Raw genomic sequence first — 12625 nt, 5'->3', positions numbered from 1 at the left:
AAATTGGTCACGGTGCGTCGGCAGACGATAGGTCCCCGGTAGTCACAACTCGCCGGTGGTGGACTGTGCGGTGTCGAGCAGTCGGTCGAGTAGTGGGCTGCCCCATGTGAGGAGTGACAGGCCGTCAACCTGCTGCACGCGGGCACGGTCGAACGTGACGCCGTGAACCGATCCATCGAGGTGGAGCAGCCATGCTCCGTCGATGTCGGGGTGCTGGCTCAATCGCTCGGCACACAGCGTGATCTTCAGGAGCGCATCCCTGAGACCGCTGAGATCCATCGCAGGTTGCAGAGGCCGGGCGTGTCGCGGCACCGCGTCGAGGTCTGCCAGCTTGACGGGTGACGCCATCGCCTGGCGGTTCATCTGCTCCACCTCGAGCACGGCGCCATCCGGTGTGATCTGGCCCAGGGCCGCCCGCTGCATGGCTGATTCCATCGACGCGAGCACCGGTTGCGCGTTTCCTACAACGGTCGTGAACCAGTGCAGCCGGTCCTCGATCCGCCGCAGGATGTCGTCCTCGACCGTGCCCTTGTACGACAGGTTGGTCACTTCCACGCGAGGCTGGCCTCCGATGCGGTCGACACGCCCGATGCGCTGTTCGACACGCATGAAGTTCCACGGCAGGTCGTAGTTGATGACACGGGCGCAGGTCTGCAGGTTCAGGCCCTCCGACATCGAGTCGGTGCCCAGCATGATGCGGACGTCGTCGCCCTGGCGGAACAGCTCCTTGACACGTTCCTTCGGAAGGACAGCCCACTCGCCAGCGTCAGGATCCCACCGCTCGCCCCGCCCGCCGAAGTAGCAGACGATCCCTGTGCCGTAGATGACCCGCAGGCGTTCCCGCAGGTAGCACAACGTGTCGGCGTACTGCGTGAACACCACCACGCTTCGATGCCCACCCGCGAAGCTCGACTCAAGCAACTCGTACAGCCGTCGAGTCTTGGGCTCGTCAGGCGGCAAGTCGTTCAGCTCGTCGATGAAGCTGTCCAGCTCAGCCAGCTCCTCAGCCAAGTACTCGCTGGCAGTCGCAGTCACCGCGTCGTCCCACTCGGCACCGGCGATCTCGGGATCCCACGCTGGATCAACCCCGGCGCCGCCCGACGCCGTCTGTGCAACGGCTAGGCCGTTTGCGGCGAGGGCATTCGACTCCTCAGACGACGCCACATCGTCATCGTCGACGAACGCCTGCAGATGGCGCTGGCCCCGCAGCACCTCTCGGCGCCGCTCAAGCGAACAGCGCACCGCATGGAAGCTCGACGTCAGCCGCCGCCGGTAGACGGTCATGATGAAGCCCAAGGGGCGTCGCCGGCCCCGATCGGCCAAGTAAGCGTCGTAGTGGCGCTTGATGTAGCTGTCGATGCGACCGTAGAGCGCCTCGGCCGACTCACCCAGTTCGCACGACTCGTGTGTGACTCGGCGCTCTGGAACCACCGTGCCCTCGGGCAGCACGCCCTGCTCTTGGTAGGTACGCAAGGTTGCCCGTGTGGTCCGGAACACCCGGTCGCGCACGGGTGTGTTGGCCCGCAGCCAAGTGTCCCACCACGATTTCTGTTCCTTGCCCAAGTCCCGTGTCGAGCCTTTTGTGTACGGCCGCTTGTGGAACTCGGTGATGCGCTTTGCCGCTACGAGACCGAGCGCCCCGGTCATCTCGTCAACAAGTGCGGGCTCAGCATTGGCCGCTGCGAAGTGCCCTGCCAGCATCTGCCGAAGAAACGTCCACTTACGGTCGGCGAACTCGGCGCCGAACTCACCGAAGTACCGCTCCATGTGCTCCGGCGACTCGGACCACGGCGACGGGAGACCGAAGAGCAGGAGCAAGTCCCAGATGTCGTGGGTATTCATCTGCATCGGGGTGGCGGATGCCAGCAGCAGCACGTTCCACGTGCTCGCACGCTTCATCGCCAACAATGTGGCCAGCATCTGGTTCGGCGAGTCCGATGCCTTGGTGCCGCGACGGCGAGCGTGGTGGGCTTCGTCCACGAACACAAGATCCCAAGCGGTGCCCTCGGTCAAGGCAGCACGGTGTTCCCGCCGGCGGGCGAGATGAGACGATGCCAGCAGCACGGGTGCCGACCGCCACGCACTCTCGCCGGACGCCGCCGCCTTGTGACGTCTGCCATCGGCCCACACCAAGTCGCCGCTGTCCAAGCGTGGAATGTCCAGCAGGAACTTCTCGCTAAGTTCCTCTTGCCACTGGATCAGCACCGAAGCGGGAACCAGGAGCAGCGCAGTGCTGAGACGACCAGACAGCAGCAGCTCACGCAGCACCAATCCGGTTTCGATGGTTTTGCCGAGGCCGACCTCATCGGCCAACAGGTACGAACGCGGCCACGTCTCGCAGATGCGCCGTGAGATCGCCAGCTGATGTGGCCAAGGCTCGACAGCCGCCGAAACCAGTCCGACCCCGGTGCATGTACTTGGCGCTGTGCGGATTGCAGCCAGATGCTCAAGCTCTGATGGAGTCAGCGAGGGGGACGGCTCCAGCGGATCGCGAGGCGGCGGTGTCCAACCGGGCGATACGAGTTGCAACAACCGATCGCGCACTGCTTGAGGCAATAGCACGGTTCGCCAAGCGGCAACACCGGTTTGATTCCCGCTGCTGCCGCCACCGGGAGGTGGCTGGCCGCTCCAGAGTTCCTCGAACTCCTGTGACAATGGTTCGCCGTAGTCCGCCCAGCTCTCGGCCCGCCACGATCGGTACACGTTGAATGACTCGAAATTGCGTTGCCAGCCCGCAGCCGATTCGTTGATGCTGCCGGTGAACGCCACCCGATTGGCTGCGTCATCGGCAAGCACTCCGAACTTGGAGTGGAAGTAGCGCTGCCCGGCGTCCGAGCCGGCCAAGGGGACACCGCTCGGGTCGCACGGCACGCCGACCCGGATCTGGAGGCGTCCCTGCTGCACCAGCCAAGCGATGACTCCGAGACGCTGGCGTGCGATCTCATCGGCACTCACGGAGCGGTCCAAGTCGTCGTTGAGGCTGTGAGCCAAGACATCGGTCAGCGGCGCTTGGCCGAGCAGTGCGTCACGGTCGGCTTCGGACAACTGCGAGCCGACCAGCAACCTGATGGTGCCGCTGTTGTTGATGAATCGCGCCAGCCCTGCCGCTGCTGACACGAACGACGACGACGAGAAGTATCCCGCCACTCGGTCGTACGAAGTCGCACGTTCCAGGACGGGTACGTAGAACGTGTTCAGCGGATCGTCGAGTGTGTTGTAGCGCTTGCCCAGGTTCAGTCCGACGAAGCCGTCGTCAGTCATTCGCGATGCCTGGCAACGACAGATCCTCGATCTCGAACACGACCGGCTCGGGCGGCAACTCGATGTTCTCGAAGTACGCCTTCACGAGCGAGTGCAGATGCTCGGCCTCGGGGACGTTCCAGTCCCCCTGATGCTTGGTGTTCGGAAGCGCACGCACGAATGCCTGAAGACAGGACTCAAAGACAGTGTTTTCGGTGAGATCGCGCTCGTCCAGCCATCGCTTGGCCGCTCCCGGACCGTCTTGCGTGGTGGTGTACGCGGCGGTGTGGATGGCATCCACCCAGACGTCAACAACAGCGCGGGAACGGTCGATGCCCGGCAGGTGCGCGTCTGTCTCTCTGCGCAGGCGAAGCCGCGGCTCGATCAGCCTCGCAACGCCCGACTTGACGCTCAGCAGCTTGGCGCGCTCTGCGTCGTCGAGATCGAGATCACTAATGGACAGAGCCAACTTCCGGGCTTCGTCGTAGGGGAACTCGCGGGCACCGAACGTGCTCCAGGCGAGCAGCGTGAAATCGGTGAGTGGATCGAATTCGATGTCGTGGCCCACGAGCCGCATCCGCTCACGTCGCAGGACCTCTGCCCGAGCGACGGCCAGTGCTTCCTCTGGTCGCAGCAGCCGCGAGCGGCCAGTCTCGTCGGCTTCCGCGGCGTACACGGGCCACTGCGACGACAGCACTGAGAGGGCAGGTCCGTACGTGGACAACAGCAGGTCGACGCCGATGAGACCTTGCGTGTGGCCGCGCTGCAGGGCTTCGCCAGCGGCGTTGCGAATGTCTGCTGCGATGTCGTCGAGGTACACCAAGCCATCACCGACTTGGTCGTCCGCGCGCTTGCGGCAACTCAAGAACACCGTCGACTTGACGGCATTCTGACGGGCTTGGTGGAGCGACTGCTCACTCTCGGTGTGTACCGGCCAGGATGCTCGGATCTCGAATCCGGCCTGCAACAGCGCAGTGCCGAGCGAGTCCCATGCATCGGCCCGCTTGTGGGTGAACATCACCGTCATCACGCCGTCTGGAGCGAGCACGCGGTGACACTCGGCGAAGATGGCCGCCATCTTGGCCGTGTAGTCGTGATCGGCCAACGCTCCGGCTCGCCTGCCGGCGTGACTGAACCGCGCCTTGTTGGTGACGGCCTCGTCATGCTTGTTGGTGAGCTGCTCCGCGAACAGATCTGGCCACAGCCGTCCCAGAGTCCGCTTGTGCCAGACGTAGAAGAAGTCCGCCAACTCGGCGTACATCACGTTGTCGTAGTACGGCGGGTCGATACACACGAGGGACTGCGACTCATCGGCCAGCGAACTCAGATTGCCGGCGTTCTCACTGGTCACGGTGACTGGAGCAGGTGGCGTTACGGAGTCGTCCAGGAGCCTGGCATCGCCGTCCAGCGACAGCAGTCTTGCGATGCTCCGGTATGCATCGAGCAACTGGCTGAGCGTCCAAGCCGGGAGTTGTTCCGCGCCCTCAAACTCCGCAAAGGTGTTCTTGAAGGCATAGTTATGGGAGTCGAAAACCGAGCGCATTACTTGGCGACCGGCATTCCATGAACCAAGGCGGGCGTCATAGTTGAGCGCCTTTCCGAGCATCATGGCGAGCAGCGCCAGTACCGCATTTGCACGATCAGGAGCATCAGAAATCCCGGCTCGCACCTCGTCGGCGAGATTGCGCCATTCCTCTACGAAAGATCCATGCACGAGCAGCTGGCGCGGGGTGAACATGTCCCGCCAGTGAGGCATTCCGTACTCGATAGGTCGATTGTCATTCCCTTCTGGAAACACCTCGCGTGGGAGCACGTCATCACGCTCCCATTTCGGCAGCAGACGCTCCAACTCGGCTTCCGCGGCGGCGAGAGCCTGCAGATCGACTTCCGCCGGCGCTCTGAAACCTCGTCCTCTCGTGGTGCGGATCGCCACGGCGTACATCACGTCGCCCATGCGACCGGCTTGGGCTTCGGCCTTGATGTAGTCACTGTCGATCACCAAGTGATCCCACGGTGAGACCCCTTTGCCGCGCGACCACGTACCAGTTTTCTTGGTGTCGAACCGCGCGGCAGCGCCCTCGACGATCTCGAATTCGGGCACGTCAAGAAGGTCGCCGGATCGTTCTGTGACCAGCCGCACCGCGACCGGCTTGCTGCCCCGCCGCAGTGCCCAATCGCTGACCAACGGCACACACTTGCCCGTCCTCGGGCACGCCACTGTCCGGGCGAAGATGTACGTTGCTGCCTTTTCATTGGGCAGCGAAGGAAAGTAGCGGTTGAGCCTTGTCTGTAGACGCTCAACGAGAATCGAGCCCCAGCGCTCCAGGTCCGTGATCAACACAGGACCATAACGAGCCGGAATCTCAACGCTGGCCCGTAGCACCGACGCCGCGACCGGGTTTAGGTCATTTGCGTAGGAGGGCAGATTGAAGCGCACGGCCTCGTAAGGGATCGAGCCGCCTCCCGCTGTGGGATCGAGCACCGTCGGAACGCGGTCCCAAGTGTTCTCCAACACCCTGTGAAGGAGTTCGACGTTGTACGTGTCAGGAGAATTCTTGTACGCCTGCTTGTAGGTGTACGGATTCGGAATCGAGTTACCCGTGGCCTTTGCCGCACGAACCAGCTGGTCGGCAACAATAGGGTCGCCCCAGATGCCGCAGAGATGCAGGAACCAGCGTTGGTATGCCTCCGATGTGGACAGCTCTTCATGGTCGCCGAAGTCGTCGGCGAGTTCCTGGGACCACGCAGGCAGCAAGCTCGCAAGAATCGCTCCGGCGCTGGCGACCAAGGGTCGCCGAGCCCACCACACATGCAAGAAGTAGATCGGGGGCAACGCGCTGGCCGCCGCCCGTTCACGCACGGATTCGATACCGAGCTCCGTGACCGGAAGCCAGTCCTCAATCAGCAGGCGTGGCCGGTCGCCCTCAGTCATCGGCCAGCAGCAGTCGCAGGGCCCGCAGTGCCCGTCCGCGCTCGGGGCCAGATGTTCGCGCATACCAATACAGCGCTTCTTCGGGCGACAGGGCACCCACGCCGTCAGCGATCGCCCGCCGACGAAGTGGCTTCGCCACCGGCAGCGAGGCGCAGACCGTCAGTGCTAGCCGAACTCCAGGGCCCTGCTGCAAGTTGAAAGGCCGGCACCGCCTCGGCGAAACGGCAGCGGGCGGGTAACCCGACGCCTCGACTGCTTCAAGCACGGCCCGCCTGAACTGAGTAGCGCGTGTCGCATCGACCTTCGCCACCGCCTCTATGGCACCGCCGAACGTCTCACTCAGGCGGAAACCCCAGTCGTCGCCGGCCAGCGTCGGCTGCAATTGCAGCTCAAAGCGCCGCTGACGCACGCTCGGCACGCTCACTGTGCACCGCCGGTTGAAGCGCGGTCGGCTGGTTCAGCCTCGATGCGCATGGCACCTGGGTCGTTGTTGGCGACCACCGATCGGAATTGCTCCCAGTCGCTGCCGTCGACCGCTACGGGCGACGGCGGCGTCAGTCGCATGGTCAACGTGCCCCCCACCTCGGTGCCGAGATCAGCCAGCGCGAACATCGCTTGCTCGATGCGACGCCAGTCAGCGATGCCGCCGGCGAGTTCGACGCCGACTGCACCTTCAAGCCCGCCGAACTCGACCTCCAGCGATGCCGTGATCTCGCATTCGAAGCGCGGCAGCTGAGATGCGCAATAGCCCAGCGCCCGAAGGTTGGTTGTGCCCGGACCCGCCGCGGCGCTCGCCGTGAGGGTCAGCGCGGCAATCTCATCGACGCCGCCGTCAGCGACGGCATCGCGGAGCTTGCCGAGGGCGCTCCCGGTTGTCTCGCCTTCGACGGTGATACGGCGCAACGGGGGTGGGAGCGGCTCGGTGGGCTGTGCTGGAACGAACACGAACAGGGCATCGAGTTCGGTTCCCTCGATCTCGTCCACTGGCAACGGCTGGGGCGCAACTTCGGAGCCTGGGAAGGTCAGCGAGACTGCGACTTGCCGGCCATTGCGCACTGCGGAAGCCAGTGCAGATAGCACTTCTGCCTTGGGTGGTTCACCACCGAGCGCTGTCGTGAGTTCGCGCCGGAGACTTGCCCCGTCGAATGGCCCTGCGCTGGTGGTCACCACCGCGCTGACCGCGGCCCAGTCCGTTCGCTTGCGCAGCAGGTTCAGCTCGGCAGCCCGGGCCGGCGTATAGAGCAGCGTGTCCCCGGAGGTGCGAACCCCTGTCGGCGGGTCGTCCTTGCCCCATGCCCGCTCTGCATCTGGATCGAAGTAGACCCATGTGCCGTTGCGGACACCTGCCGAGATTGCCTCGGTGAGCAGGCTGGCGTTCAGCACGATCTTCTGGCGGTGGTCACGCCAGGGCCACCCAGCCAATTCCGCCGTTGTGATCTCCGTGCGGACCTTGCCGAAGCCGCTGGCGCTCGCCAGCAGGTCAGTCGGCGGCTGCGTGTCGGTGATCTTGCCGTTGCCGCGCAGCGCTTCGATGATCACCGGGGTGTGCGAACCCTTCGGTGTCTTCCCGTAGTCGCCAAATGACAGATGCAAGTGCCGAAGGTGGCTGTTCGCAGGCGCATTCTCGGGCCAGTACAGGTGGGCGTATGCCCGCGTGATGGCGATGCGGGATTCGAGCTCGGCATCTTGCGCCAAGCGCCGGAGCGCCTTCGCTACCTCCTCGTCAAACTGGCTGAGGCGATTGGAGTCGCCGGTGATGCGTTTCGCCGCGAGCTCGAACCGGACTCGGTAGCGCATCGCCTCCACCTCATTCTCGTCGGCCACCAACGTCACGATCGAGTTGCGGTTGGTCCTGTTCTGCTCGTTCGCGCCGTAGCGCTGGGCCACATCGACGACTTGATCGGGAATCTCTCCGGCCGATGCAGCGGTGACCGTCAAGTCCTCGTGCGAGAACACCACCAAATGCAGCTGCTGGACGTCGGGAACATCGGCAGGCCCGGTCGGGAAATGCACGGCCTTGGTGGGGCCGTCGCTGGCGAAGATGCGGCGTATGCGCCGGTCCAGTTCCTCAGTGACATCCGCTTTGAGAACATTCGCCACTTCGCTGGCGATGATGCGATTGGCGTTGGGCTCCACCTGAAATCGCCATCGGGCACCGTCATAGGTCAGGTGCCAAGCGACGCGGCTGGTTGCCTCCAGCGCAGCGTCGACCGCTTCGGGGCTCTCGCCCGGAGCAAGCGTTCCTGCGTAGAGGTCGGGACCAGAAGCACCCGGCAGTGCTGCGCCAACGACGCTGTTGCAGAACACCGCACGGCAGGCACGTGTGGCGAGCCGCTCGGCCGGCCATCGTTCGTTGTCCACCGATGAGGCATGACTGGTGCCTGCGGCGAAGTCGGCCTCAGCAGGTCCGTCGAGGGACTCACGCCCGATCGATGTCGTGATGGCCGACCTGACGGTGAAGTTGTCGAGAGGAAGATCGCCGAGGTTGATGATGGGTGTGGAGACATCGGAACGCCAGAGGGCAGCCACCGTCTCAGCGAGCATCTTGAGTGCGCCGCGAGCGCGCTGAAACCCAGGCATGGGGCCGATCCGCTTGTCGAGGCAGTCGATCAGTGCGGGATGGAAGGGGTACGCGGTACGCAGTCGTTCGGCGTAGGCCGCCGGGTTGTCGGTGGCCGAGCCGCCGACTGTGACACCCCGTTCGGCCAGCGTCGAATAGAGCTTCCGGTAGGCCTGTGCCGCTGAGCGGGCTGCGTTCTCGTCGACCTCCGCAAACAGGCGCCGGCGCAGGATGAAACCGATCTCGTCGTCCTCGGCCGGCCGACCGACAGCCCCCTTTGGGCGTTCCATGACGTCGTGAGCCTCGGCGAGCGTTTGCTGGACCTCGGCATCGCGAAGCGCCTTGTCGACTTTCGCGGTCTCGGCTTCGAATGCCTCCGTGCCGGTGGCCAATGTGACGATGATGCGCGCCCGCGGAGCTGCCGTCGCCGCTTCGAACAACACCTTCAGTCCAGCGATGGTCTGGGCGGCCAGGTTGCGCTGTGCCTCGCCTCCCGACGTGGCCAGCAGCCGCAGGTGCTGGGCGACCTCGTCGATCACGATCACCGTCGGGCGGTCGCCGATGATGTCCAACCAGACCTGCTTGCCAATGGCTGTCCGAGCCTCATCGCTCTTGCGTACGGCAGCCCAGGCGTCCTCACCGAGCTGGCGAGCGATCTCGCCCCACAGGGTGAACGTGGTGACGCCGTCGGTAGTGAGTCCATTGATCGGATCGATGCTGTCGCCGACCACCGCGGCGACAGCGCACTCGTCGGGCAGCAGAACCGGGTCGATGAATTCGTCGAGGTTCGGGGGGCGGGCGCCACTGGCCAAGTGCCAGAGGGCGATGAGGCCGTGCGTCTTGCCGCCGCCGAAGCTGGTCTCGTAGCGGTAGACGGCGTGTTCGGCGCTGGGTGCTGCGCTGGCGTTGTCCGACAGGCGTGCGAAGGTTCCCGCCAGGAGGTCGCGCAGGCCATTCGTCGGGTGGGTGATCTTGAAGAACGAGTCAGGATCGGCGTAGTCGTGATATCCGACAGCGCCACGGATGACCTGGTCGAGCTGGGCTGCGAAGTGCTTGTCGACGAGGCCGCCGCCCAAGACTTCGTCGCGGGGAACGCAGGATTCGACGACGCTCGCCAGGGCTGCCGCGGACCGGTGAGGTGGAGTCACCGGCCCGGCGCGGGCGCTTGATTTGACCTAGGCCCCGCATGTTTCGTCCACGGTGGACAATTGCCGTTATCCCCTGGATACTGCCCTTTGTATGACTACATGTAATTGTGCGGATGTCGCATACTGCCGGTGGAGCCCACGGCGATCGTGCGCTTGCAGCGCCAGCCCATGACGACGCCACGTGGGCGAACATCCGGTGCCGGGCTTGCATCTGTGGAAGCGTCAGTGCCACCGGCCGAGGCCACTCGGATCAACGGGACCAACGGCTCTTGCGAAGCGCCGGACTTGCGCTGCCTATCGACATTCGAGGATGCGACCGAGCGGGATACTCCTCAACGCTCCAGCTGCTGGCAGGAAGTCGTCCGTGACAGCGTGGTCCTCACCGGCGAGCAACTGATTCGCAACTCGTCCCTCACACGCCCGGGATACGAGGCAATCCCCGATGTTGTCCTCGTCACAGATTCCGACGCACAGAACCTGAACGGGCTGTTTTGCCACGAGGTCACTCACAACACAATCCGCAGCTACAGAAGCCAATGGCGCAGCTTCGTCACCTGGGCCACTGCCCGCAGAGTCCCAGCAGTCCCTGCCAAGCCCGAACACGTCGCCGCGTACCTGGCCGAACGCTTCGAGCAGCTCGGGCACAAGCCCGCCACGCTGCGCGTCGCCGCTGCTGCGATCGCCTACGTCCACAACAACTGCGGCCTCGATAGCCCGTGCAGTCATCCCGATGTCAAGAGAACCCTCCGGGGAGCGACTCGAGTGGCCGGCAGGGCTCAGAAGCAGGCGAAGGGCCTCACCGCGGACGCACTCGACGCAATCGCAGCCACCGCCTGCCGGCAGCGACTCGGAAAGAACGGCAGACGAGAGAGCGCACAGGCTGCCGCGAGGAGAGGAAGCCTCGACATCGCCCTCGTGAGGCTCATGCGCGACGCGATGCTCAGGGTCTCCGAATGCGCCGCGCTGACCTGGAGCGACATCGAGACGGTGCCCGATGGCAGCGGGCGGCTGCTGATTCGACGCTCGAAAACCGACCCCGACGGCGAAGGTGCTGTGGTGTTCGTGTCGACGCAGACCATGGCGGCCCTTGCGTCGATTCGCAATGGCGCCCCAGCGGGACTCCGGGTGTTCGAGCTCAGCTCGAATCAGATCTCGCTTCGGATCAAGAAGGCAGCCTTGGCGGCCGGCCTGGGCGACGGTTTCAGCGGCCACTCACCACGTGTCGGCATGGCTCAGGACCTTGCACGAATAGGCGTCGAACTGCCCAGCCTGATGACCGCGGGACGGTGGCGTTCCCCGACGATGCCCGCGCACTACACCCGCAACGAGACCGCCGACCGAGGCGCAGTCGCGCAGTTCTACAACTACCCACGGGACCCCCGCGAGCCGCGTCAGGTGACCTGACCCGCACGGGGTGGCTCACCCCACGGCATCTGCAGATCGTCAACCGAGCGCAGCGAACGGTGACCTGGTCTTCCTCAGACCGGGATCGGGACCCTGTCTCAGAATGCTCGCGATGGCGTTGGTACTCTGCAGGTTCGGCCTGTTGGCAGGGACCCAAATCTGGGATCCCTGTCACTGCCAAGGGGACTCAAGATCATGGATAACGGCAATTTGTCCCCGCCTCGATCTTGACCGTGTAAGAGGGCGGGAACAAGGCCTCATCGAGTCTTTCTCTCGATGATTTGACTCGAATTCGACCCCGAAACTTGCCAAGTCCCATCACCACGAAGGCCCATTCGGACCATGCGCATCCGGCTTCGCTGGACTAAGAACTCGTGCCCAAAGGCGACGGCGCTCGGCCTCAGCGCCGGCACCCGGATGGTCGCCTGACCCCTGGACCAATTTTCACGATGCCCGTTACGGCGACGCGCTTGCTCACGGTCCGCTACTCAGCAGGCGCTTGATCTTGCGGCCCGCTGTGCTCTTGTCCATACCGCCAATCTGCAAGGGAGGAATCCGATTCGGGCATTGGACGAATAGGCAACGCTGGTCCTCAATCCTGTGCCAGCGTGATGAGATCGCGTAGGGACCGTTGCGCCGAAGCCCTCCGGACTGGTTTGTTGTGACCGTGTGCAGCGTCCGCCAATCCCCTACCGGCTCGAATGAGTGCTCTTGGCACAGGTCGCGGCGAGCGGAGAAAATGGCGACGTTCGGTCGGAGCTGACGCATCAGCTCCTCCCAGAGCTGCGTCCCGGCGCTAATCAGCGATTCGCGCTCAGTATCGAGAATCCTGCGCTTTTCGATCTTGCTCCATGTTGGAGTTGTGGCGAGCGGTGAGCAGATGTCGGTATGCAGCACGGTGGACGACTGTTGATTAGACTCGTCAGCTTCGTAATTCGCATCAAGCTCAGCTAACAGCTGCCTGAAGTGCCGAAACCAGTCCCAGTGTGGGTCGCCACTGAAGTAGCGCGCAAGTGCTTCGATGTAGCTCCTTGGATCTCGGGCGGTGTCATGGGCCAGCCCGCGAAACCGCTGGAAGGGTTCGCCGCCCAGGAACTCTTGATCGGATGGGTTCAGTCCAACGGTCACTATCCGAAGCCGTGAGGCAAGGTAGCGGCGGACGTCTCCAAAGAACAGGATGGGCATCGAGGGTCTCGTCACCGATGCGAACGACGCTGCGGCATCGAACGCTCTCCAAGCTTCGCCTGCAAGTTCAATGAGTTTCGCTTCGGCATCGTTTGCTGATTCGGCGACACCCGCCGACACGCCTGTCTGTATGCGCCGCACTTGCTCAATGCCTCC

The 12625-nt window shown here is 64.1% G+C and carries 6 protein-coding genes; 1 reads left to right on the top strand and 5 read right to left on the bottom strand.

Going from position 1 to position 12625, the window contains the following annotated elements:
- Positions 1-42: 42 nt before the first annotated feature.
- The 4 genes from ACOCMM_RS03140 to ACOCMM_RS03125 are packed head-to-tail and all read right to left on the bottom strand — an operon-like array spanning position 43 to position 9880.
- Complete coding sequence (locus tag ACOCMM_RS03140) at positions 43-3261, bottom strand: DEAD/DEAH box helicase (RefSeq protein ID WP_419551739.1); 3219 nt, start codon at positions 3259-3261, stop codon at positions 43-45.
- Positions 3254-6172 (bottom strand): DUF1156 domain-containing protein, encoded by a 2919-nt coding sequence (locus tag ACOCMM_RS03135; protein ID WP_419551738.1) that lies wholly within the window; start codon positions 6170-6172, stop codon positions 3254-3256. Before ACOCMM_RS03135 ends, ACOCMM_RS03140 begins: the two co-directional genes overlap by 8 nt.
- A complete protein-coding gene (locus ACOCMM_RS03130) occupies positions 6165-6581 on the bottom strand; it encodes a DUF7680 family protein (protein ID WP_419551737.1) in 417 nt (138 codons plus the stop codon). Before ACOCMM_RS03130 ends, ACOCMM_RS03135 begins: the two co-directional genes overlap by 8 nt.
- 11 nt (positions 6582-6592) lie before the next feature.
- The gene (locus ACOCMM_RS03125; protein WP_419551736.1) at positions 6593-9880 is read right to left on the bottom strand and encodes a DUF499 domain-containing protein; all 3288 of its coding nucleotides are present in this window, start codon (positions 9878-9880) and stop codon (positions 6593-6595) included.
- A 129-nt stretch (positions 9881-10009) separates the two neighbouring features.
- Between ACOCMM_RS03125 and ACOCMM_RS03120 the strand changes: the two genes are divergently transcribed.
- On the top strand, positions 10010-11284 hold the full coding sequence (locus tag ACOCMM_RS03120) for a tyrosine-type recombinase/integrase (protein WP_419551735.1): 1275 nt from the start codon (positions 10010-10012) through the stop codon (positions 11282-11284).
- Between the two features lie 474 nt (positions 11285-11758).
- On the opposite strand, the gene ACOCMM_RS03115 is transcribed toward ACOCMM_RS03120, so the two are convergent.
- Positions 11759-12589, bottom strand: coding sequence for a hypothetical protein (locus ACOCMM_RS03115; protein ID WP_419551734.1), 831 nt, complete (start codon positions 12587-12589; stop codon positions 11759-11761).
- Between the last annotated feature and the right edge of the window lie 36 nt (positions 12590-12625).

This window comes from Candidatus Poriferisodalis sp. (genome assembly GCF_965198245.1).
Lineage (GTDB): Bacteria > Actinomycetota > Acidimicrobiia > Acidimicrobiales > Poriferisodalaceae > Poriferisodalis.
Note: the sequence above shows the minus strand (reverse complement) of the source record. Positions and strands in the feature narration are given on the sequence as shown.

Coding starts and splice junctions, on each gene's coding strand:
- ACOCMM_RS03140 (WP_419551739.1), bottom strand. CDS start 3,261: ATGACTGACGACGGCTTCGTCGGACTGAACCTGGGCAAGCGCTACAAC.
- ACOCMM_RS03135 (WP_419551738.1), bottom strand. CDS start 6,172: ATGACTGAGGGCGACCGGCCACGCCTGCTGATTGAGGACTGGCTTCCG.